Source organism: Polaromonas sp. P1_G2, from assembly GCF_056405515.1.
In genome coordinates, this window is sequence record NZ_JBFUBY010000016.1 from 25,235 (window position 1) to 46,338 (window position 21,104).

Here is a 21,104-nt window from a genome sequence, read left to right on the forward strand (position 1 = left end):
AACTGGTGGGGAGGGTGATATGACCTGTTCACTTGAGTTGAAAAACCTGCGCAAGAACTTCGGCAAGACCGAAATCATCCGCGGCGCCAACCTGCAGGTGCAGGCCGGTGAGCGCGTCGCCATCATCGGCCCCAACGGCGCGGGCAAGTCGACCTTGTTCAACCTCATCAGCGGCCGCTTTGAGCCCACCAGCGGTGAAGTGTTGCTCAACGGGCAGCGCATAGACGGCAAAAAGCCGTTTGAAATCAACCGGCTGGGTTTGTCGCGCAGCTTCCAGATCACCAACATCTTCCCCAAGCTCAGCGTGTTTGAAAACCTGCGCTGCGGTGTGCTGTGGAGCCTGGGCTACAAATACACCTTCTTCCGCTTCCTGGCCGACCTCGACGACGCCAATGAGCGCGCCGAACAATTGATGGCCATGATCAAGCTCGACAAAAAACGCGACGTGCTGGCCACCAACCTGACCTACGCCGAGCAGCGCGCGCTCGAAATCGGCATCACGATTGCCGGCGGCGCCAACGTCATCCTGCTCGACGAACCCACGGCCGGCATGAGCCGGTCCGAGACCAGCCGCTTCATCAACCTGATCAAGGAAGTCACGGTGGGCAAGACGCTGTTGACGGTGGAGCACGACATGGGCGTGGTCTTCGGCCTGGCCGACAAGATCGCGGTGGTGGTCTACGGCGAAATCATTGCCTACGACACGCCCGAAGCCGTGCGCGCCGACCAGCGTGTGCAGGAAGCTTATTTAGGCTCATCGGTAGCCGACGCGCAGGCGGGAGGCCATTGATGCTGCATATCCAGAACCTCCACGCCTTCTACGGCAAAAGCCACGTGCTGCATGGCGTGCACTTCGACGTGCAGCCCGGGCAGATCGTCGCGCTGCTGGGCCGCAACGGCTCGGGGCGCTCCACCACTGCCAAGGCCATCATGGGCCTGGTCGACTGCCAGGGTTCCATCCTCTGGAAAAAGCAGGAGATCGTCGGCAAGAAGGCCTACCAGATCGCTCACCTCGGCATAGGCTATGTGCCCGAAAACCGCGACATCTTTCCGAAGCTCACGGTGCACCAGAACCTGTTGCTGGGCCAGAAGGGCTCCGGCAAGGGCTCGCGCTGGTCGTTTGAGGACATGTACCAGATGTTCCCGCGCTTGCGCGAACGCCAGCACACCGAGGCCGGCGTGCTCTCGGGCGGCGAGCAGCAGATGCTCACGCTGTGCCGCACGCTGATGGGCGACCCCGACCTCATCATCATCGACGAACCCACCGAAGGCCTGGCGCCCAAGATCGTCGAGCTCGTGGGCCAGTACCTGCAGACGCTGAAGGCCAAGGGCATTTCGGTGCTCTTGATCGAGCAGAAACTCACCATCGCCATGGCGATCTCCGACCGCGCGCTGGTCATGGGCCACGGCAGCATCGTGTTTGACGGCACGCCCGACAGCCTGCGGGCCGACGCCTACATCCGCAAAGAGTGGCTCGAAGTGTAAAAAGCTGCGGGGGCATGTCACCGCTGGGACAAAAATAGACCAAACAGTCCAACCCGGGACTTGTGCCGTCACAAACGCCCCCTACAATGGAAAAAGAACGGTCGTACTTTTTTACGGCCGCCAGGGCATGCAGAGGCCTAGCGCGCCAGCCGAGACAACTGAACCACTGAAACTCCCATCAAGGAAAGAAGCAGCAATGACCACCCTTTACGAAGTTCACGGCAGCGTGGCCGTCATCACCCTGAGCAACCCTCCCGTCAACGGCCTGGGCCATGCCACGCGCCTGAGCCTGACCGACAACCTGCAAAAAGCCAATGCCGACGCGGCCGTCAAGGCCATCGTGCTCACCGGCGCCGGCAAGGCCTTTTCGGGCGGCGCCGACATCAAGGAGTTCGGCACGCCCAAGGCGCTGTCCGAGCCGAATCTGCTCAGCGTGATCCGTGCGGTCGAGAACTCCGCCAAGCCCGTCGTCGCGGCCATCCATTCGGTGTGCATGGGCGGCGGCCTGGAACTGGCGATGGGCTGCCACTACCGCATCGCGGCCCCCGGCACCAACATCGCCTTGCCTGAAGTCAAGCTGGGCCTGTTGCCCGGCGCCGGCGGCACGCAGCGCCTGCCGCGCGTGCTGGGCGTGGAGCCAGCCCTGAACATGATCGTGAGTGGTGAACCCGTCAAGAGCGAACTGCTCGCGCAAATCCCCGGCCAGAAGCTGTTCGACAAGCTCGCCGCCTCGCCCGAGTCGCTGGCCCAGGAGGCCCTGGCCTTCGCGCAATCGATTTCCGACACCCGGCCGCTGCCGCTGGTGCGCGAACTGCGCGCCAAGCACCCCAACGGCGACGCCTACTTCCAGTTCGCCCGCAACATGGTCAAGGGCATGGCCAAGAACTTCCCCGCGCCGCTCAAGTGCGTGGACGCCGTGGAAGCCGCAACCAAGCGGAAGTTCGACGACGGCATGGCCTTTGAGCGCGAGCTCTTCATCAACCTGATGTGGACGCCCGAAAGCCGCGCGCTGCGCCACATCTTCATGGCCGAACGCGCTGCCTCCAAGATTCCCGACGTGCCGGAAGACACACCCAAGCGCGAGATCAAGTCGGTCGCCGTGATCGGCGCCGGCACTATGGGCGGCGGCATCGCGATGAACTTCCTGAACGCCGGCATCCCCGTCAAGATCCTCGAGATGAAGCAGGAGGCGCTGGACAAGGGCCTGGGCATCATCCAGAAGAACTACGAAGCCCAGGTCAAGAAGGGCAAGCTCAAGCAGGACAAGTACGAGCAGCGCATGGGCCTGCTCAGCACCACGCTGAGCTATGACGAGCTCAAGGACGCCGACCTCGTGATCGAGGCCGTGTTTGAAGAGATGGGCGTCAAGGAAAAGGTCTTCAAGGAACTGGACCGCGTGATGAAGCCGGGCGCCATCCTGGCCTCCAACACCTCGACGCTGGACGTCAACAAAATCGCCGACTTCACCAAGCGCCCGCAAGACGTGGTCGGCCTGCATTTCTTCAGCCCCGCCAACGTGATGAAGCTACTCGAAGTGGTGCGCGGCGCCAAGACCGGCAAGGACGTGCTGGCCACCGTGATGGCCGTGGGCAAGAAGATCAAGAAGACGGCCGTGGTGTCGGGCGTTTGCGACGGCTTTATCGGCAATCGCATGATCGAGCAGTACGGCCGCCAGGGCGGTTTCCTGCTCGACGAGGGCTGCACGCCCGAGCAGGTCGACAAGGCCGTCGAGAAATTCGGCTTTGCCATGGGCCCCTTCCGCATGGGCGACCTGGCCGGCAACGACATCGGCTGGGCCATCCGCAAGCGCCGCTACACCGAAAAGCCCGACATGAAGTGCAGCAAGACGGCCGACCTGCTCTGTGAAAAAGGCCGCTTCGGCCAGAAGACCGGCGCCGGCTGGTACGACTACGTGCCCGGCAAGCGCGACGCGATCCCGAACGCCGAGGTCGTCAAGATGATCGAGGACCACCGCAAGTCGCTGGGCATCACGCCGCGCAAGATATCCGACGAGGAAATCGTGCAGCGCCTGGTGTTCTCGCTGGTCAACGAGGCCGCGCACATCCTGGAGGAGGGCATTGCCTCCAAGGCCAGCGACATCGACATGGTCTACATCATGGGCTACGGCTTCCCGGTCTACCGCGGCGGCCCCATGCTGTACGCCGACCAGCTCGGCCTCTTCAACGTGGTGCAGAGCATGAACCGCTTCGCGCAGAACCCGCTGGACGACGCCAAATTCTGGAAGCCCGCGCCGCTGCTGGCCAAGCTGGCCGCCGAAGGCAAGACCTTCAACCAGTCCACCTGATCCGCCTAGATCAACGTTCCAGACAACGCACCAGATTCCGGAGATTTCCATGACTTCAGCAGTAATCGTTTCCACCGCACGCACCCCCCTGGCCAAAAGCTGGAAGGGCTCCTTCAACATGACGCATGGCGCCACGCTGGGCGGCCACGCCGTCGAGCACGCGCTCAAGCGCGCCGGCATTGAAGCCGCCGAAGTCGATGACGTGATCATCGGCTGCGCCACGCCCGAAGGCGCGACCGGTGCCAATATCGCGCGCCAGATCGCGCTGCGCGCCGGCTGCCCCGTCACCGTTTCGGGCATGACGGTCAACCGCTTCTGCTCGTCCGGCCTGCAGACCATCGCCCTGGCAGCCCAGCGCGTGATCGCCGGCGAAGCCGACATCTACGTGGCCGGCGGCGTCGAAAGCATCTCCTGCGTGCAGCAGGAGATGAACACCCACATGCTGCAGGAGGGCTGGCTTGCCAAGAACAAGCCCGAGATCTACTGGAACATGCTGCAGACCGCCGAGCAGGTCGCCAAGCGCTACAACATCTCGCGCGACCGCATGGACGAGTACGGCGCGCTGAGCCAGCAAAAGGCCACGGCCGCGCTGGCCGCCGGCCTGTTTGAAGCCGAAATCGCACCCATCACCGTGACGGCCGGTGTGGCCGACAAGGTCATGGGCCTGACGACCAAGCAGGTCACCGTCAGCAAGGACGAGGGCATTCGCGAAGGCACGACCAAGGAAGGCATCAGCGGCATCAAGCCGGCCATTCCCGGCGGTGTGATCGCGGCCGGCAACGCCAGCCAGTTCTCCGACGGCGGCGGCGCCGTGGTCGTCATGAACGAAACCCTCGCCGAAAAGAAGGGCCTCAAGCCCCTGGGCCGCTTCCTCGGTTTCGCGGTCGCCGGCTGCGAGCCTGACGAAATGGGCATCGGCCCGGTCTTCGCCATTCCCAAGGTTCTCGCCAAGCTGGGCCTGAAGATCAGCGACATCGACCTCTGGGAACTCAATGAAGCCTTCGCCGTGCAGGTGCTGTATTGCGCCGACAAGCTGGGCATCCCCATGGACAAACTCAACGTCAATGGCGGCGCGATCGCCGTCGGCCACCCTTACGGCGTGACCGGCCAGCGCCTCACGGGCCACGCGCTGATCGAAGGCAAGCGCCGCGGCGCCAAGCGCGTCTGCGTGACCATGTGCATCGGCGGCGGCATGGGCGCGGCCGGTATTTACGAAGTCCTCTAAGCCGGGCGAACACCATGAATGAAACCCTGCTCCTTCAGAAAGGGCAGGCGTTTCCTGCCTTGCCGCCCGCCCTTGTGCCGGGGAGGCCGTCATGAGCCTCATGCCCACCCTCGACTTCCTGCTTTACCACTGGCTGGACGCCGAGTCGCTGAACCTGCGCCCGCGTTTCGCCGACCATTCGCGCGAGACCTTCGACGCGGTCTTCGACACCTGCGAGCGCATCGCGCGCGAGAAATACGCGCCTTTCAACCGCACGGTGGACACGCAGGAGCCGCATTTCGACGGCGAAAAAGTCATACTGCCGCAGGCCACGCACGATGCGCAGAAAGCCTATGCCGAATCCGGCATGCTGAGCGCCGCGCAGGACTATGAAATCGGCGGCATGCAGCTGCCCTATACCGTGGAGGCGGCGGCCAACGCCTTTTTTGCGATGGCCTCGGTCAGCATGGGCTCGGGCCTGCTGACCACCGGCAATGCCAATTTGCTGATGGTGCACGGCACGGACGCGCAAAAAGAAGTCTTCGCCAAGAACGAGTTCTCGGGGCGCTTCTCGGGCACCATGTGCCTGTCCGAGCCGCAGGCCGGCTCCTCGCTGAGCGACGTGACCACGCGCGCCGTGCCCGACGGCGAGGGCTTTGAGGCCGACCCGCTGGGTGCGCGCTACCGCCTCAAGGGCAACAAGATGTGGATTTCGGCCGGCGAGCACGAGTTGACCGACAAYATCATCCACCTGGTGCTGGCCAAGATACCGGGGCCGGACGGCAAGCTGATCGCCGGCACGCGCGGCATCTCGCTGTTCATCGTGCCCAAAAAGATGGTCGACACCCAGGGCGGGCTCACCGGCGTGCGCAACGACGTGGCGCTGGCCGGCCTGAACCACAAGCTGGGCTGGCGCGGCACCACCAACACGCTGCTCAATTTCGGCGAAGGCAAATACCCGGTGGACGGCCAGGCCGGCGCCGTTGGCTACCTGGTGGGCAAGCCGCATGAAGGCCTGCGCTGCATGTTCCACATGATGAACGAGGCGCGCATAGGCGTGGGCACGGCCGCCACCATGCTGGGCATGGCGGGTTATTACGCCAGCCTCGACTACGCCAAAAACCGGCCGCAGGGCCGGCCCGTCGGCGTGGGCGGCAAGGATGCCTCCCAGCCGCAGATCCGCATCATCGAGCACGCCGACGTCAAGCGCATGCTGCTGGCGCAAAAAGCCTATTGCGAAGGCGCGCTGGCGCTGGAGCTGTACTGCGCGCGCCTGGTCGACGAGCACCACACGGCGGGCGGCGAGGCGGCCGACGAGGCGCGCCTGCTGCTCGAGGTGCTGACGCCGATCGCCAAGAGCTGGCCCAGCGAATGGTGCCTGGAGGCGAATTCCCTGGCCATCCAGGTGCACGGCGGTTACGGCTACACACGCGACTTCCCGGTGGAGCAGTACTGGCGCGACAACCGCCTGAACATGATCCATGAAGGCACGCACGGCATCCAGGCCATGGACCTGTTGGGCCGCAAGGTGCTGATGGAAGGGGGAAGGGGGCTGCAGCTGCTGGCCGCGCGCATCAACGCCACGATCGAAAAAGCCATACAGCGGCCCGAGCTGGCGGTGTACGCCAACGCGCTGGGCAAGGCGCTGCAGCACGTGGGCAGCGCCACCAAGGCGGCCTGGGCCACGGGCGAGCCCGGCGAGGCGCTGGCCAATGCGGTACCCTATATGCAGGCCTTTGGCCACACCGTGCTGGCGTGGCTTTGGCTGGACGTGGCGCTGGCCAGCCTCTCATTGCCGCAGGAAACGACGACTCCGGGCGCCGCGCACGCGGGAAGGATGGGGGCCATGCGCTACTTTTATCATTACGAATTACCGAAGATCGACGCCTGGCTCAAGGTGGTTGAAAGCCGCGACCTGACCTGCGCCGACCTGCCCGAGGAGGCTTTTTAATGGCATTTTTCAAACCGTCCGCCGACCCTGTTTCCAACAAGAACGTGGCGCGCCTGCAGGCCCTGATCTGGGTGCTGATCTATGGCGGGCTGCTGACGCTGGTGCTGGGCCTGTCGGTCGAACGCGTGGACGACGCCATCGGCTGGTCCATGGTGGTCGCCGGCGGCGTGATCGCGGCGGTGGGGTTTGTGCTGATCTACGTGCGTTCGCGCGTCAACGTCGGGCCCTGAGCGGCGCCCAAAGCCAAGTCGCCGCCATGACAGCAGGGACTGCAACAGCTTCGATGTTGTGCCAATATGGCGAAGTCCAACGCAAGTGAAAACATCGCAGCCGCGGCTGCCTGACACCAACCTCATTTCAACATCGTCATCTCCGCCCGGCACAAAGGGCGGCGCATGAACAACACTCCAGGAGACCCTCCATGACCCGTACCATCCAGCAACTGTTTGACCTCAAAGGCAAGACCGCCCTCGTGACCGGCGGCTCGCGCGGCCTGGGCCTGCAACTGGCCCAGGCGCTGGGCGAAGCCGGCGCCAAGGTCATCCTGAGCTCGCGCAAGGCCGAAGACCTCATCGAATCCGCTGCCGAGCTTAAGGCCGCAGGCATCGACGTCGACTGGATCGCCGCTGACTGCTCGAAAGAGGAAGACATACGCGCGCTGGCCGATGAAGCCATCAAGCGCCTGGGCCACGTCGACATCCTGGTCAACAACGCCGGCGCAGCCTGGGGCGCGCCCGCCGAAGACCACCCGGTGGAAGCCTGGGACAAGGTCATGAACCTCAACATCCGCGGCTACTTCATCCTGAGCCAGCATATCGCCAAGCACAGCATGATCGCGCGCAAGTCCGGCCGCATCATCAACGTGGCCTCCATCGCCGGCCTGGGCGGCAATCCGCGCGAGATGACCACCGTGGCTTACAACACCTCCAAGGGCGCCGTCGTCAACTTCACGCGCGCGCTGGGCTGCGAATGGGGCAAGTACAACATCACCGTCAACGCCATCTGCCCGGGCTTCTTCCCGAGCAAGATGACCGTGGGTACGCTGAAAGCGCTGGGCGAAGAAAAACTCGCCTCGCACGCGCCGCTGGGCCGCCTGGGCGACGACGAAGACCTGAAGGGCCTGTGCGTGCTTTACGCCTCGGACGCCGGCAAACACATTACCGGCCAGTGGCTGGCGGTGGACGGCGGCGTATCAGTAGTAACCGGCGGTTAAACAAAAATGGGCTGGGAAGAGTTGATGGACTTCGGCGCCGACATCCCCTTTGTCAATCACCTGGGCTTTGAGCTCGAGTTGTTCACGGGCGGCGCTTCGGCCATTGGCTATGCGCCCAAAGCCGAGCACCTCAACTCTTTCGCGGTAACGCACGGCGGCGCCATCATGACGCTGCTGGACGTGACCATGGCCACGGCGGCGCGCAGCGTGCAGAAAGACATGGGCGTGGTCACCATCGAGATGAAAACCAGCTTCATGCGGCCAGCGCCCGGCGACGGCAGCCGACTGACGGCCAGGGGCCGGCTCATGCACCGCACGGCCACCATGGCCTTTACCGAGGCCACGCTTTACGATGTGCTGGGCCAGCCCTGTGCGCATTCGACCGGAACTTTCAAGTACGTCAAACGCAAACCCGCGGCCGATAAACCGGATTCCTCCGGTGGCGCGATTTCCACGGACTGATACCAGCAGTCATGCCGCAGCCGCGGCACCCAATACACAACAGGAGACCCCCATGCCCATCAACCAGCAAATCCTCCTCGACAACCGTCCCACCGGCGAGGCCAGCGCGAGCAACTTCATGCTGGTCTCCAGCGACACGCCGCCCCTGCAGGACGGCCAGGTGCTGGTGCGCCACCACTACCTGAGCCTGGACCCGTATATGCGCGGCCGCATGAGTGATGCCAAGAGTTATGCCGCGCCGCAGCCGCTGGGACAGGTCATGCTGGGCGGCACGGCCGGCGAAGTGGTCGAAAGCCGCTCGCCCAAATTCCAGCCCGGCGACAAAGTCGTCGGCATGGGCGGCTGGCAGCAGTACAGCGTGGTCAACCCCGACCAGCCCGGTGCGCTGCGCAAGGTCGACACCACCCACGTGCCGCTGTCGCATTACCTGGGTGCGGTGGGTATGCCCGGCGTGACCGCCTGGTACGGCCTGGTCAAAATCATCGAGCCTAAAGCCGGCCAGACCATGGTGGTCAGCGCTGCCACCGGTGCCGTCGGCAGCGCCTTTGGCGCACTGTCGAAAGCGCGCGGCTGCCGCACCGTCGGCATCGCGGGCGGGCCCGATAAATGCAAATACGCGGTTGACGAACTCGGCTTTGACGCCTGCATAGACTACAAGCTGCACGCCGATGCGGCCTCGCTGTCCAAGGCCTTGCGCGATGCCTGCCCCGACGGCATCGACGGCTATTTCGAAAACGTGGGCGGCATGGTGCTGGACGCCGTGCTGCCGCGCATGAACGCCTTCGGCCGCATCGCGCTGTGCGGCATGATCGCCGGCTACGACGGCCGGCCCATGCCGCTGGCCTATCCGGCATTGATCCTGACCGCCCGCCTCAAGCTGCAAGGTTTTATCGTGGCCGAGCACATGGAAGTCTGGCCCGAAGCGCTCAAGGAACTCGGCACGCTGGTGGGCACCGGCAAGCTGCGCCCGCGTGAAACCGTGGCGCAGGGGATTGAGTCGGCACCGGAAGCTTTTCTCGGACTGCTCAAGGGCAAGAACTTCGGCAAGCAGTTGGTCAAGCTCATTTAAGGCTTGCACACCCAGGAGGTTTGCGATGAACCCCACCCATGAAGTCTTCAACCAGCCTGCGCCGCTGGCTGACTACAACCTGTTCGAGACCAACCGGCCGCTGCGCGATGCGCTGAAGTTCAACGCGCCCGCACTGGACACCGCCGGGCTGAGGCAGCTCGGCGCCAGCTTGGGCAGCAGCGCGATGCAGACCCATGCGCGCCTGGCCAATGTGCATGGGCCGGTGCTGCACAGCCACGACCGCTTCGGCCGGCGTGTGGACCAGGTGGAGTTTCACCCGAGCTACCACGAGCTCATGAAGCTGGCGACGGGCGCGGGCCTGCATGGCTCGCCCTGGAGTGATGAAGAAGCCAGCCCGCATGCCAGGCGCGCCGCCGGCTTCATGCTCTTCACCGAACTCGAACCCTCAACGCTGTGCCCCATCTCCATGAGCTACGCGGCCACACCCGCCTTGCGCGGCAACACGGCCATCTACGCCGACTGGGCCCCCAGGCTGGCCAGCCGCGCCTACGACCCCGAACTCAAGCTGTGGCAGGCCAAGGCCGGCCTCACCATGGGCATGGGCATGACCGAAAAGCAGGGCGGCTCCGATGTGCGGGCGAATACGACGCGAGCCGAGCCCGCGGGCCTCGACGGCTGGGGTGAGCGTTATGCCGTCACCGGCCACAAATGGTTTTTCTCGGCGCCCATGTGCGACGCCTTCCTGGTGCTGGCCCAGACGCAAAGCGGCCTGAGCTGCTTTTTCCTGCCGCGTGTGCTGCCCGACGGCGGCCTTAACGCCATCCGCATCCAGCGCCTCAAGGACAAGCTCGGCAACAAGGCCAATGCAAGCTCCGAGGTGGAATTTGAAGGTGCGCAGGCCTGGCTGGTCGGCGGCGAGGGCCGCGGCATCCCGCAAATCCTCGAGATGGGCACCATGACGCGGCTGGACTGCGCGCTGGGCACCAGCGGGCTGATGCGGCAGGCGCTGTCGCTGGCGCTGAACCACACCTCGCAGCGCAAGGCCTTCGGCAAGCTGCTGGTGGAGCAGCCGCTGATGCGCAACGTGCTGGCCGACCTGGCACTCGAATCCGAAGCCGCCACGGCGCTGGCGATGCGCCTGGCCCGGGCCTTCGATCGCCCGGGCGACGCGCATGAAGCCGCCATGGCGCGCCTCTTGACGCCGGTCGCCAAGTTCTGGATCTGCAAACGCGGCAGCCACTTCGCGCAGGAGGCCATGGAATGCCTGGGCGGCAACGGCTATGTGGAGGAGGGCGGCGAAGGCATCATGGCCCGCGTCTACCGCGAGATGCCGCTCAATTCCATCTGGGAAGGCGCGGGCAACATCATGGCACTCGATTTGCTGCGCGCCCTGCGCAAGGCCGACGCCGTGGCAGCGCTGGCGCAGGAACTCTCCGCCGCCAAGGGCGCACACCCGGCGCTGGACAAGCTGGCCGCCGCCTTACCCACGCGCATCGAAGAGATGGCGACTGAAGTCGAAGCGCGCCGCCTCGCGCAGGACGTGGCGCTGGCCGTGCAGGCCGCGCTGCTGGCGCAGACGGCGCCTGCCGCCGTCTTTGGCGTCTTTTGCGATTCGCGCCTGGCCGGCAACTGGGGCCAGTCTTTCGGCACGCTGGGCGCGGGCACGGATTTCGACGCCATCATCGCCCGGGCCATGCCCCGCTGAATCAACACAAAAACATCCTGGAGACACCCATGAGCGAGCTGATTCTTCACCACTACCCCTCGTCGCCCTTCGCCGAAAAAACGCGGCTGATGCTGGGCTACAAAAACCTGCCCTGGAAGTCCGTCATCATCCCGATGATCATGCCCAAGCCCGACGTGGTGGCGCTCACGGGCGGCTACCGCAAGACGCCCATCCTGCAAATCGGCGCCGACATTTATTGCGACACCGCGCTGATCAGCGACGTGCTCGAGCATTTGCAGCCCATGCCCAGCGTCTACCCTGAGCCCAGCAAGGGCTTGGCGCGCACGCTCGCCCACTGGGCCKACAACACGCTGTTCTGGACCTCCATGGCCTTCAACACCCAGCCCAAGGGCGTGGCGCAGATTTTTGAGAAAGCGCCGCCCGAAGCCGCGCGCGCTTTCGGTGAAGACCGCAAGGCCATGAGCTTCGGCATGCCGCGCCTGCGCTCCAGCGATGCTGCGGCCGCCTACAAGTCCTACCTGCGGCGCATCTCGGACATGCTGGACGACAGGCCTTTTGTGCTGGGCGACGTGCCCTGCATCGCCGATTTTGCGATGTACCACCCGCTGTGGTTCACGCGCACGCAAACCCCGGTGCTCGCGGGCATCCTCAAGCTCACGCCCGCCGTGCTCGACTGGATGGACCGCATGGCCGCCATAGGCCACGGCAGTTCTGAAAAGTCCAGTTCCGGCGACGCCATCGCGGTGGCCGCCGCTGCCACCCCCGCGCCGCTGCACGACGACCTGTTCCAGGACGAACACGGCATCCCGCTGGGCAGCCAGGTGCGGATCAGCAGCGAAAGCTTCGGCCCCGAGCCCACCGAAGGCGAGCTGATCGCCGCCACCCGCATGCACTACACGCTGCGCCGCAGCGACCCGCGCGCCGGCACGGTGCACGTGCATTTCCCGCGCATAGGCTATTCGCTGAAAGCCGCCACCCCCGAATGACCGGCATCATCACCTGGCGTTTTGTGCCCTTCAGCGCGCTGGACACGCTGGAACTTTACGAGTTGCTGCAGCTGCGCAGCGAGGTCTTTGTGCTTGAACAGGCCTGCGCCTTCCAGGACCTGGACGGCGCCGACACCGAAGCCATGCATTTGCTGGGCATGCGGGACGGCCGGCTGGCCGCCTACGCGCGCTGTTTTGCCGCCGGCGCCAAGTTCGCCGAGGCCAGCATAGGCCGCGTCGTCACGCACGCTTCGGCGCGCGGCGGCGGCATCGGCCATGTGCTGATGAAAGAGGCGATTGAGCGCCTGCAGGCGCACTGGGGCCCGCAGCCCATACGCATAGGCGCGCAGGCGCGGCTGGAGAAGTTCTACAACCAGCACGGTTTTGTGAAAAACGGCGAGCCCTACATCGAAGACCGCATACCGCACATTGAAATGCTGCGAGGTGCCTGACTGGCCTGAGTTGCCTGGGTGACACGCGCAACAACACGCCTCATGGACAATTTTCGAATTCAAGCTATCAAGGAAGACACGCAATGATCACCGACTTCAAAGGCAAAACGGCAGTGCTGACCGGTGCGGGCTCGGGCTTCGGCCTGGAATGCGCGCGCCTGGGCGCCAAACTCGGCATGAACCTGGTGCTGGCCGACGTGCAGCAGGATGCGCTGGACAAGGCCGAAGCGGAAATGAAGGCCGCCGGCGCCCAGGTGCTGTCCTTCAAGATTGACGTTTCCAGCGCCGCGCAGATGGAAGCCATGGGCAAAGCCGTGTTCGAGCGCTTCGGCGCGCCGCACTTCGTCTTCAACAACGCCGGCGTAGGCGCGGGCGGCCTGATCTGGGAAAACAGCCTCAAGGACTGGGAATGGGTGATGGGTGTCAACGTCATGGGCGTGGTGCACGGCGTGCGCATCTTCACGCCCATGATGCTGGAAGCCGCCGCCAAGGACCCGGCCTGGCAAGGCCACATCGTCAACACCGCCAGCATGGCCGGCCTGCTGAACCCACCCAATATGGGCGTCTACAACGTCAGCAAGCATGCCGTGGTWTCCTTGAGCGAAACCCTGTACCAGGACCTGGGCCTGGTCACCGACCAGGTCGGCGCCTCGGTCCTGTGTCCCTTCTTTGTCGCCACCGGCATAGGCATGAGCCACCGCAACCGCCCGGCCGAGCTGGCCAGCGACAAGCCCACCAAGAGCCAGATGATCCAGCAGGCCATGACGGGCAAGGCCGTGGGCTCCGGCAAGGTCACCGCGGCCGATGTGGCAAAGCTGGTCTTCGACGCCATCGCCAGCAACCAGTTCTATATCTACAGCCATCCCAAGGCCATCAACTCGGTGCAGACGCGCCTCGAAGACGTGCTGCAGGCGCGCAACCCCACCGACCCGTTTGCCGACAAACCCGAGATCGGCCAGCAGCTGAAAGCCGCCTTGCGCGGCGCCTGATGCGGCGCGCTTGCCTGCTTGTTGTCAGCCTGCTGTTGGCTAGCCTGCCATGGGCTGCCTTCGCGCAACCAGCCACATGCCCTGACGGCAAAAAGGCCGACGGCGTGGAGCGGGCAGGGGACAGCCGGCATTGCCTGGTCATACGCACCTTGGCGCCCGCGCAGGCCTCGGCCCGCGTCACACCCAAGGTGCTCATCGTTTTCCTGCACGGCGACAACGGCGGGCGCACGGAGTTGAAGACCGACAGCGGTGCGGCCGCCATGCTCGCGGAAAAAGTTCAGGCCGTCACGGTGGCCATCCAGCGGCCCGGCTATCGCAGCGATCTGGGTACGTCGGACGGCCAGTCCCGCCCCGGCGACGACGATTACACGCCGCAAAACGTGGACATCGTCGCAGCGGCCCTGGCCCAGTTGCGCAACCTGAACCCCGGCAAAAAGATCCTGCTGGTCGGCCATTCGGGCGGCGCCGCCATGGCGGCCTTGCTGGCCGGCCGTTTCCCGAGCAGCGCCGACGCCTACCTGCTGGCCGCCTGCCCTTGTGACGTGCCCGCCTGGCGCCAGTGGCGCGGCAGCTCGGCCGGCAAGAAGGGCGCCTGGACCAGCCTGTCGCCGCTGGCCGAGGCCGGAAAGGTACCGTCCGGCACGCTGCTCAGCCTGGTGGTCGGCAACAAGGATGAAAACACCTTGCCCCTGTTCAGTGAAAGCTACGCCAGGGCCCTGCAGGCCCGCGGCCTCAAGACCCGCGTGACCTATGCCATGAACGCTACCCATGTGTCGGTGCTGCGCTCGCCCGAATTCTTCATGCTGGCGGGTGAATTGGCGGACGCGCTGTCGAAATAGCGCGCCTGGGCTATTCTTGGTCTTCGTTCACTGACGGCCGTCACCATGCCCAAATCCTTGCCCTCACTTTTCGCCGCCACGCTGGCGGCCTGCAGCTTGCTGCTCACCGGCTGCAACGATGCCCCCGAAACTGCCGCGCAGAAAACCGCCGCAGCGGCACCCATCTCAGTGGAAGCCATCGCGGCCGAGGCCAAAGGTTTTACCGCTGGCTCGCAGATGAGCAGGCGCACCGTTTACGTCTTCTTCGACGCGCAGTGCCCGCATTGCGCCGTGCTGTGGGAGGCCGCCAAGCCGCTCAAATCCCAGGCCAAGTTTGTCTGGATTCCCGTCGGCATCCTCAACGCCGCCAGCACCGCGCAAGGCGCGACCCTGCTGGCCTCCGGCGACCCGGTAGCCGCCATGGACGAGCATGAGGCTTCCATGAAAGCAGGGCGCGGCGGCATCAGCGCCGCCAGCAGCATAGACCCACAAAAAGACGCCGTCGCCAAAAACACCGCGCTGATGACCCGGCTGGGCTTTAGCGGGATTCCCAGCATCGTCGGCACCCATGCGCAGACCGGTGCGGTGGTGTCTCAGGAAGGCGCCTTGCCGACGGCCGCGCTGGCGGAGCTGCTGGGCTTGCAGGTGCCGGCGCAGTAAGCCCGCGGCCCGGGAAGGCGCGCGGCGGGGCAGGGCGCCGGTTCAATGCCAGTTCGCAGCAAGCACAGGCGCCAGCGCTGTTTGCTGCACGGCCGTCAAGACCGTCTGGCCCATGGCAATAAGTCGTTCTTTGATACGGAACCTAGGGGCTATGCCATTGCCGCGTTGCATTTTTGGTCATGGTCTGAAATAGGTATTGAGATCCGCGATGCGATTCTTCGTGTGCGCGAGTTCGCAGCTGATTATTTCGCTCGATTGACTGCTTCCCTTGAGATTCAGATATCCCGCGACTTCACAATCCGATTTCTTAAATCGCGCCCATGCGCGCTGACCCTCTATGAATGCCTTTCGCGCATTCCGGTAATCGGCGAACTCGTCACTTGGCTTCTCAAGCTTTTTAAGCGCGCGTTGATAAAGGCGATTAAGTGCGTTATCAGCCTTTTGTAATTCACTGGCTGCGCAGTAAAGCTGTTCTTGTGTGTTGGTTGAATTGCGGCAATCAATAACAAGTTTGTCGGCACAAATGAATGATTGAGGTAACTTGCTTTTTCCTGTGCAGCTATCCCCGACCTCGACAGCCTGCCCGTTAGCCGCGCTCATGAAAACCAGAGATGAACTCAGAAGTATGAGAAGCGCGCGTTGTGATGAGATTGCCGAAAGAGCGAGATTTTCTTCGATAGCCATTGTTCTTCCTTTTGAGTGAATTTTGGAATGCGGGTCACTCAGCGTTAAGGGCCATCAAGCAGTCTGACAGACCAGATGAGTTCGTTTCGTTAGTGGTTTGCGTTGAATTGGAAGCGCGGAGCTTACAAGCCAAAGTGCGAATTTCACGGGCGCTACTGCGCGTTGAGTGAGCAACCGTCACTTCTTTGTCCATAGAAAGACAATGGGAGGGCCGGGCATGCGCGTGCCTGCCTTGGTGCTCAGGAGCACAGCTTTTGCGGATGTTTTTTCGGATGCGCTTTTGCCTCAGTGGTCCAAAGGCGACGAGTGCGCCGGGTGAGAACTCAAGCTGGCGAGCAGGGGCATGGCCGTCCCTGGAGGGGCCGGTCTTTGCAATGGCTCGCGGCGCTTTGCCTTCAGCGCGAAGAAGGCTGTTGCGCGTTCGGCATGCAGGTGGCCCTCACCCCAACCCTCTCCCAGGGGGAGAGGGGGTAAGACTGGGGAGGGGTGGGCTGGCGCCCCGGCCTTAAAACAAAACGCGGCTCCGAATCGTCCCCGGCACTTCTGCCAGCTTGGCCAGCGCCATGTCGGAATGCGCGGCGTCGATGTCGATCACGACGTAGCCGACGGCCTCATTCGTCTGCAGGTACTGCGAGGCGATGTTGATGCCGTTGCTGGCGAACACCTTGTTGATTTCCGAGAGCACGCCGGGCACGTTGCGGTGGATGTGCAGCAGGCGGTGTTTGCCGGGATGGGCGGGCAGGGCGACTTCGGGGAAGTTGACGGACGAGGTCGACGTGCCATTGTCGCTGTACTTCACGAGTTTCTCGGCGACCTCAATGCCGATGTTCTCCTGGGCTTCCATAGTGGAGCCGCCCACGTGCGGCGTGAGGATCACGTTGTCCAGGCCGCGCAGAGGTGACTCGAAGATGTCTTTGTTGCTGCGTGGCTCCACGGGGAAGACGTCGATGGCGGCGCCCAGCAGTTGTTTGTTTTTCAGGGCTTCTGCCAGCGGCTCGATCTCGACCACCGTGCCGCGCGAGGCATTGATCAGCACGCCGCCCGGTTTGATCGCGGCGATCTCGGCCGCGCCCATCATCCACTGGGTGGCCTGGGTTTCAGGCACGTGCAGGCTCACCACGTCGGACTGGGCCAGCAGGTCCTTGAGCTGCGCCACCTGGCGGGCATTGCCCAGCGGAAGCTTGGTCACCACGTCGAAAAACACCACGTGCATGCCCAGCGCCTCGGCCAGCACCGAGAGCTGCGTGCCGATGGAGCCGTAGCCGACGATGCCCAGGGTCTTGCCGCGGATCTCATAGGCGTTCTCGGCCGACTTGAGCCAGCCGCCGCGGTGCGCGACCGCGCTTTTTTCAGGCACGCCGCGCAGCAGCAAAATCGCCTCGGCCAGCACCAGTTCGGCTACGGAGCGGGTATTGGAGAAAGGCGCATTGAAGACTGCGATGCCGCGCTCGCGCGCCGCGACCAGGTCGACCTGGTTGGTGCCTATGCAAAAGCAGCCGACGGCGGCGAGCTTGCCGGCCTGGGCGAACACCTCGGCCGTGAGCTGGGTGCGCGAGCGTATGCCGACAAAATGCACGTCGGCGATCTTGGCCTTGAGTTCGTCGTCGGGCAGGGCGCCGGACAGGCTTTCAATATTGGAATAACCCGCGGCCTTGAGAACTTCCACGGCGGAGGGGTGTATGCCCTCGAGCAGCAGGAATTTGATTTTGTGCTTGTCGACCGAGGTTTTAGTCATGGAGGCGGCAGGGCAGGGAGTGGATGGCAGGCCAGTATGACCTATGCCCAATACCCATACCGGCACACGGTTTGAGCCATCAGGCTAGCGCAACACGTTCAGCCCGGCTCACACAGCACCGCGTCGCCCACCCGCAACAGGCCGCCCTGCAGCACCCGCGCCGTCAGTCCGCCATGGCCGCGCATGGCGTTGTAGCCGCCGGCGCCCAGCACTTCGTCCATGCGCGAGCAAGGCTCGCAGGGGCCGGTGATCTCCAGCACCACGGGGCCTATGCGCAGCACCATGGGCTGGTCCTTGAACAGCGATCTGGCCGCCAGCAGGTTCAGGCCGGCCACCACAAGGTTGCGGCGAAGGTCCGCGGCGCCCACCGCTTCCCGCCGGGCCAGGGAAGCCAGCACGGGAAGGTGTTCGGCCTGCACCAAGGTGACCTGGCGTTTGCCGCCCTGCGCACCGGTGGCGTAGCGGTCACCTTCAAGGCCGCGGCCTGTGATTGCCAGGGCGCTTTCCACGGCGAGCACTGGAACACGCCGAGCAGGCCGCAGGAAAATCCGTTCCAGCCGGCCTGCATGCGGAAATGCGCGGGTCAACGCGCGCAAGTCCGCGGGCCCGGCTTTCACTCGAGTACCCGGCCCGTGGGCGGGTAGTTGCGCGACAGCACCTGTTCGTCCGTCAGGTCCTGGCCCTGCCAGATCGTGACTTCCACGGCGCCGGCGCCCAGGGCCATCTCGTGCAAAGCCCTGATTTCTATCTGTGTGAAACCACCGGCAGGCTCACTCTGGGGATGAAACACCATGCGGGGCGACGCGGCGAAGGCGTGGGCCTTGGTCAGCCTCTTCACAAAGGCCTTGAGTACCTGCTCGCCCGCGGTGAAGTTGGACACCAGGGAGCGCGGGTGGCTGAAAGGATTGAGCACCTCGGCCGACTTGCTGGACTTATAAGGCGCCGCCTCGTCGCCGGCACCCAGCACCTTGGGCTTGGGTCCCCGTGAGATGGCGATCTCGGGCACTTCGGAGATGAACTCGCCCGTCTTGACGTTGCGCACCGTCAGGCGAAACGGCGAGAGGCGTATGTACAGAGGGGTTTTGAGGATGTCGAACATGGTGCGAAAAGTTTCAGTGAGCTTGAACCTTCATCATGACAGCGCGGCTTTGAGCGCCGCCAGCAGCCTGGCGCCCGCCAGCTTGACCCGGCCCTTCAAGCGGCGCGCCACGCGCCAGGCCCAGGAGGCCCTGGCCTGCGCGATGACCTTGTCTTTCCATGCCTTCCAGGGTGTGTAAAGCCGGGCGAACCAGGCCATGCGCATCAGCGCCGGCTGCGTGAGCTGGAACAGGCGGGCCGCCATCGCCGTTCCCGCCAGTTTCGCAGCAAGAATCAAGCCCAGGCCTGTGGTGATGTGGCCCTGGCCGAAGAGGTAAAGCGCCAACAGCTTGAGGGGGATCAGTGCGAGCACGGGAACGCCGAAGGCCAGCAGCGCAGCCCAGGGCGGCAGGCGTGTGATGAAGCGTTCCAGCCGCGCCCACCACGGTAGCCGGCCCAGCGCCGCGAAGGCGGCGGCCAGTGGCTCCCAGCCCCATTCCTCGAAAAGCAGGAACAGCGCGACGGAAGCCAGCAACAATCCCCGCAGTATTTTTTTGAGCCTGTTCATGCAGCTTTCATTTCATGTGGGGTAGGCGCGGCTCCAGCCCAGCAGCAATGCGCCGGCTGCCACGACCCATGCCAGTGTGGCGGCGGCCAGCGTCACCGTCAGCGAGGCGCGGATACTGAGCCAGTAGACCGTGAGCAAATAGGCCGCATAGGGAAGCAGCGACCACAGGCCGAAGAGTGCGGTGGCGCGCAGGTCGGCGGCATGGCGTTCGCTGCCCACGATGTAATGGGCGATCAGCGCGAAGGTGGGGAACAGAGGCACCAGGCCGGCGATGACAAAGTTGCGCGACCTGGACAGCAGGGCGATCAGCAGCACGGCCAGCGCGCCCAGCAGGCATTTGAGGAACAGGGACATCATGCGCGAAGAGGGCGCGCGGGGCGGGAGTAGGGCATGCGCCACAGTTTAGCGAACGGTGGCAGCCTGGGATTCCTTGCGCATGGCAAGAACCCGCACATCCGACAGGCCCGGCACCCCCACAAAACCCAGGCGCTCGTAAATGGCCAGCGCCGGGTCGTTGTCGCGGTAGACACGCAAGGTGAAGGCGCTTGCGCCGGTGGTACGAGCGGCCTCGGCCATCAGCAACTCGCACAGCGTGGTCCCCAGGCCCTGGCCGCGCGCGGCGGTCGCCAGGATGATGCGGGCCAGGTGCGCCACACCGGGATCACGCACCCAGAACTGCCCAAAGCCCAGGGCCGGGGCCGCCGAGCCTCGGCTCATCACAAAACTGTGGGCACCGGGCTCAGCGAGCAATTTCGAGAGCCGTGCCGGCTTGAACGGATATTTCAGCTTGGGGCCGGCCCAGCGCAGGCAGGTGTCGGCGTCCTTGACCCAGCTGCCCAGCGCCAGGTAGTCGGCGGCCTCAGGCGGGCGCAGGCCCGGCGGCGGCGGAGAAGAGGGCGCGGACGAGGATTCCATTGCGCCATTGTGCGGCAGGCCCGCCGGACCTGATCACAAAGTCTTCAGGCGGGGCATTGCAGGCTCACGGCCTGCAGGGTCTTGCCGGTCTTGGGGTCAAACACCACGAGGTTGACCTGGCGTTCATGGCCGGGCGTGGCGGCGATGCTGCGGAAGCTGAGCTTTTGCGGCGGGGCACCCTCGCTTTTGTAGTCGCCCGCCTGGGTGTACTGGCGCACCACGAAGTCGTGCTTGAGGAAGGCGCCGGTGTTTTCGCCGGCCTGCACTTTGGAGTTGTGGCCGTGTTCGGTGACGGTCCAGTAGGCCGACCACGAAGGCGACAGCTGCCGCTCGGCCACAGGGGTCACCACGGCTTCAAACTGGTCGGCGCCCAGCTGCGTCAGTACGATGGCGGCGCGTGCCGGCTCCTTGCCGCCGGGCGGCCTGGGCCCCCAGGCGGGCAAATCTTTGCCGTTGAGCACTGCCTGCGGGGTGTAGACACTGCGCAAGCTGTTGCGGGCGGCGACTTCGTGCTGGCGTTTGGTGTAGGCCGGCGCGGCGAAGCGGTCGACCCAGCCGATGTAGTCCCAATAGCCGACGTGAAAAGCCTGCACCACCATGCCGGAGCCCTTGAGCGAGGACAGCCATTTGTCGGCGGGCGGGCAGGAACTGCAGCCCTCGGAGGTGTAGAGCTCCATCACCGGGGTGATGGCCGGCCCCGATTGGGCGGTGCAGGCGTCTTGCGCCGCCAAGGCGCCGCAGCTCATGGATAGCACGGTGATGGCTGTTATCGAATGGATACGTGGGTTTGAACGGGTTGGCATGGTCATCTCCAGGGGCATTGAACAGGCGCCGCACCCGAAAAGTGCGGCCGCCTGCTGGTGGCCATTGGTCGCGCGATGCC

General features: G+C 64.6%; 23 protein-coding genes. 15 read left to right on the top strand and 8 right to left on the bottom strand.

What is annotated here, in order from left to right; genetic code table 11:
• The first annotated feature begins 19 nt into the window (after nt 1-19).
• The 15 genes from AC1D0P_RS03395 to AC1D0P_RS03465 all read left to right on the top strand — a co-directional run bounded on the left by AC1D0P_RS03395 (nt 20) and on the right by AC1D0P_RS03465 (nt 15,242).
• Nucleotides 20-790 (top strand): ABC transporter ATP-binding protein, encoded by a 771-nt coding sequence (locus AC1D0P_RS03395; RefSeq protein WP_477675396.1) that lies wholly within the window; start codon nt 20-22, stop codon nt 788-790.
• Nucleotides 790-1,485, top strand: a complete 696-nt coding sequence (locus tag AC1D0P_RS03400) for an ABC transporter ATP-binding protein (protein WP_074574254.1) — start codon at nt 790-792, stop codon at nt 1,483-1,485. The genes AC1D0P_RS03395 and AC1D0P_RS03400 overlap by 1 nt, the downstream gene beginning before the upstream one ends.
• Nucleotides 1,486-1,681: 196 nt before the next feature.
• Complete coding sequence (locus AC1D0P_RS03405; protein ID WP_477675397.1) at nt 1,682-3,790, top strand: 3-hydroxyacyl-CoA dehydrogenase NAD-binding domain-containing protein; 2,109 nt, start codon at nt 1,682-1,684, stop codon at nt 3,788-3,790.
• A 49-nt stretch (nt 3,791-3,839) separates the two neighbouring features.
• Nucleotides 3,840-5,015, top strand: coding sequence for an acetyl-CoA C-acyltransferase (locus tag AC1D0P_RS03410; RefSeq protein WP_477675398.1), 1,176 nt, complete (start codon nt 3,840-3,842; stop codon nt 5,013-5,015).
• 91 nt (nt 5,016-5,106) lie between these two features.
• Nucleotides 5,107-6,945 (top strand): acyl-CoA dehydrogenase, encoded by a 1,839-nt coding sequence (locus AC1D0P_RS03415; RefSeq protein WP_477675399.1) that lies wholly within the window; start codon nt 5,107-5,109, stop codon nt 6,943-6,945.
• Nucleotides 6,945-7,175: a hypothetical protein gene (locus AC1D0P_RS03420; RefSeq protein ID WP_477675400.1), complete on the top strand. Its 231-nt coding sequence runs from the start codon at nt 6,945-6,947 to the stop codon at nt 7,173-7,175. Before AC1D0P_RS03415 ends, AC1D0P_RS03420 begins: the two co-directional genes overlap by 1 nt.
• 191 nt (nt 7,176-7,366) lie before the next feature.
• Nucleotides 7,367-8,158: an SDR family oxidoreductase gene (locus AC1D0P_RS03425; protein WP_074574258.1), complete on the top strand. Its 792-nt coding sequence runs from the start codon at nt 7,367-7,369 to the stop codon at nt 8,156-8,158.
• Nucleotides 8,159-8,164: 6 nt separating this feature from the next.
• Nucleotides 8,165-8,620: a PaaI family thioesterase gene (locus tag AC1D0P_RS03430; RefSeq protein ID WP_477675401.1), complete on the top strand. Its 456-nt coding sequence runs from the start codon at nt 8,165-8,167 to the stop codon at nt 8,618-8,620.
• Between the two features lie 52 nt (nt 8,621-8,672).
• A complete protein-coding gene (locus AC1D0P_RS03435) occupies nt 8,673-9,689 on the top strand; it encodes an NADP-dependent oxidoreductase (RefSeq protein WP_477675402.1) in 1,017 nt (338 codons plus the stop codon).
• Nucleotides 9,690-9,714: 25 nt separating this feature from the next.
• Nucleotides 9,715-11,355 (top strand): isovaleryl-CoA dehydrogenase, encoded by a 1,641-nt coding sequence (locus AC1D0P_RS03440; protein ID WP_477675403.1) that lies wholly within the window; start codon nt 9,715-9,717, stop codon nt 11,353-11,355.
• Nucleotides 11,356-11,384: 29 nt separating this feature from the next.
• Nucleotides 11,385-12,323, top strand: coding sequence for a glutathione S-transferase family protein (locus AC1D0P_RS03445; protein WP_477675404.1), 939 nt, complete (start codon nt 11,385-11,387; stop codon nt 12,321-12,323).
• A complete protein-coding gene (locus AC1D0P_RS03450; protein ID WP_477675405.1) occupies nt 12,320-12,775 on the top strand; it encodes a GNAT family N-acetyltransferase in 456 nt (151 codons plus the stop codon). Before AC1D0P_RS03445 ends, AC1D0P_RS03450 begins: the two co-directional genes overlap by 4 nt.
• Nucleotides 12,776-12,858: 83 nt before the next feature.
• Entirely contained in the window at nt 12,859-13,764 is a 906-nt protein-coding gene (locus AC1D0P_RS03455) for an SDR family oxidoreductase (protein WP_477675406.1), read from the top strand.
• 104 nt (nt 13,765-13,868) lie between these two features.
• Nucleotides 13,869-14,603: an alpha/beta hydrolase family protein gene (locus AC1D0P_RS03460; protein WP_477675407.1), complete on the top strand. Its 735-nt coding sequence runs from the start codon at nt 13,869-13,871 to the stop codon at nt 14,601-14,603.
• A gap of 45 nt (nt 14,604-14,648) precedes the next feature.
• The gene (locus tag AC1D0P_RS03465; protein ID WP_477675408.1) at nt 14,649-15,242 is read left to right on the top strand and encodes a DsbC family protein; all 594 of its coding nucleotides are present in this window, start codon (nt 14,649-14,651) and stop codon (nt 15,240-15,242) included.
• A gap of 177 nt (nt 15,243-15,419) precedes the next feature.
• On the opposite strand, the gene AC1D0P_RS03470 is transcribed toward AC1D0P_RS03465, so the two are convergent.
• The 8 genes from AC1D0P_RS03470 to AC1D0P_RS03505 all read right to left on the bottom strand — a co-directional run bounded on the left by AC1D0P_RS03470 (nt 15,420) and on the right by AC1D0P_RS03505 (nt 21,024).
• Nucleotides 15,420-15,926 carry a lysozyme inhibitor LprI family protein gene (locus tag AC1D0P_RS03470; protein ID WP_477675409.1) on the bottom strand — a complete coding sequence of 169 codons (507 nt, stop codon included), beginning with the start codon at nt 15,924-15,926 and terminating at the stop codon, nt 15,420-15,422.
• A gap of 505 nt (nt 15,927-16,431) precedes the next feature.
• Nucleotides 16,432-17,661: a phosphoglycerate dehydrogenase gene (gene serA / locus AC1D0P_RS03475; RefSeq protein ID WP_477675410.1), complete on the bottom strand. Its 1,230-nt coding sequence runs from the start codon at nt 17,659-17,661 to the stop codon at nt 16,432-16,434.
• A 98-nt stretch (nt 17,662-17,759) separates the two neighbouring features.
• The gene (locus AC1D0P_RS03480) at nt 17,760-18,170 is read right to left on the bottom strand and encodes an MOSC domain-containing protein (protein WP_477675411.1); all 411 of its coding nucleotides are present in this window, start codon (nt 18,168-18,170) and stop codon (nt 17,760-17,762) included.
• Between the two features lie 104 nt (nt 18,171-18,274).
• Nucleotides 18,275-18,760: a rod shape-determining protein gene (locus tag AC1D0P_RS03485; RefSeq protein WP_477675412.1), complete on the bottom strand. Its 486-nt coding sequence runs from the start codon at nt 18,758-18,760 to the stop codon at nt 18,275-18,277.
• A 33-nt stretch (nt 18,761-18,793) separates the two neighbouring features.
• On the bottom strand, nt 18,794-19,306 hold the full coding sequence (locus AC1D0P_RS03490; protein ID WP_477651855.1) for a hypothetical protein: 513 nt from the start codon (nt 19,304-19,306) through the stop codon (nt 18,794-18,796).
• Between the two features lie 12 nt (nt 19,307-19,318).
• The gene (locus tag AC1D0P_RS03495; protein WP_477675413.1) at nt 19,319-19,663 is read right to left on the bottom strand and encodes a GlpM family protein; all 345 of its coding nucleotides are present in this window, start codon (nt 19,661-19,663) and stop codon (nt 19,319-19,321) included.
• A 45-nt stretch (nt 19,664-19,708) separates the two neighbouring features.
• A complete protein-coding gene (locus AC1D0P_RS03500; RefSeq protein WP_477675414.1) occupies nt 19,709-20,221 on the bottom strand; it encodes a GNAT family N-acetyltransferase in 513 nt (170 codons plus the stop codon).
• Nucleotides 20,222-20,265: 44 nt separating this feature from the next.
• Nucleotides 20,266-21,024, bottom strand: a complete 759-nt coding sequence (locus tag AC1D0P_RS03505) for a DUF1223 domain-containing protein (protein ID WP_477675415.1) — start codon at nt 21,022-21,024, stop codon at nt 20,266-20,268.
• Between the last annotated feature and the right edge of the window lie 80 nt (nt 21,025-21,104).

What these genes read in the sequence shown, in the direction of transcription:
- AC1D0P_RS03395 (WP_477675396.1), top strand. Translation starts at nt 20, where the DNA reads ATGACCTGTTCACTTGAGTTGAAAAACCTGCGCAAGAACTTCGGCAAG.
- AC1D0P_RS03400 (WP_074574254.1), top strand. Translation starts at nt 790, where the DNA reads ATGCTGCATATCCAGAACCTCCACGCCTTCTACGGCAAAAGCCACGTG.
- AC1D0P_RS03405 (WP_477675397.1), top strand. Translation starts at nt 1,682, where the DNA reads ATGACCACCCTTTACGAAGTTCACGGCAGCGTGGCCGTCATCACCCTG.
- AC1D0P_RS03410 (WP_477675398.1), top strand. Translation starts at nt 3,840, where the DNA reads ATGACTTCAGCAGTAATCGTTTCCACCGCACGCACCCCCCTGGCCAAA.
- AC1D0P_RS03420 (WP_477675400.1), top strand. Translation starts at nt 6,945, where the DNA reads ATGGCATTTTTCAAACCGTCCGCCGACCCTGTTTCCAACAAGAACGTG.
- AC1D0P_RS03425 (WP_074574258.1), top strand. Translation starts at nt 7,367, where the DNA reads ATGACCCGTACCATCCAGCAACTGTTTGACCTCAAAGGCAAGACCGCC.
- AC1D0P_RS03430 (WP_477675401.1), top strand. Translation starts at nt 8,165, where the DNA reads ATGGGCTGGGAAGAGTTGATGGACTTCGGCGCCGACATCCCCTTTGTC.
- AC1D0P_RS03435 (WP_477675402.1), top strand. Translation starts at nt 8,673, where the DNA reads ATGCCCATCAACCAGCAAATCCTCCTCGACAACCGTCCCACCGGCGAG.
- AC1D0P_RS03440 (WP_477675403.1), top strand. Translation starts at nt 9,715, where the DNA reads ATGAACCCCACCCATGAAGTCTTCAACCAGCCTGCGCCGCTGGCTGAC.
- AC1D0P_RS03450 (WP_477675405.1), top strand. Translation starts at nt 12,320, where the DNA reads ATGACCGGCATCATCACCTGGCGTTTTGTGCCCTTCAGCGCGCTGGAC.
- AC1D0P_RS03465 (WP_477675408.1), top strand. Translation starts at nt 14,649, where the DNA reads ATGCCCAAATCCTTGCCCTCACTTTTCGCCGCCACGCTGGCGGCCTGC.
- AC1D0P_RS03470 (WP_477675409.1), bottom strand. Translation starts at nt 15,926, where the DNA reads ATGGCTATCGAAGAAAATCTCGCTCTTTCGGCAATCTCATCACAACGC.
- serA (WP_477675410.1), bottom strand. Translation starts at nt 17,661, where the DNA reads ATGACTAAAACCTCGGTCGACAAGCACAAAATCAAATTCCTGCTGCTC.
- AC1D0P_RS03485 (WP_477675412.1), bottom strand. Translation starts at nt 18,760, where the DNA reads ATGTTCGACATCCTCAAAACCCCTCTGTACATACGCCTCTCGCCGTTT.
- AC1D0P_RS03490 (WP_477651855.1), bottom strand. Translation starts at nt 19,306, where the DNA reads ATGAACAGGCTCAAAAAAATACTGCGGGGATTGTTGCTGGCTTCCGTC.
- AC1D0P_RS03495 (WP_477675413.1), bottom strand. Translation starts at nt 19,663, where the DNA reads ATGATGTCCCTGTTCCTCAAATGCCTGCTGGGCGCGCTGGCCGTGCTG.
- AC1D0P_RS03500 (WP_477675414.1), bottom strand. Translation starts at nt 20,221, where the DNA reads ATGGAATCCTCGTCCGCGCCCTCTTCTCCGCCGCCGCCGGGCCTGCGC.
- AC1D0P_RS03505 (WP_477675415.1), bottom strand. Translation starts at nt 21,024, where the DNA reads ATGCCAACCCGTTCAAACCCACGTATCCATTCGATAACAGCCATCACC.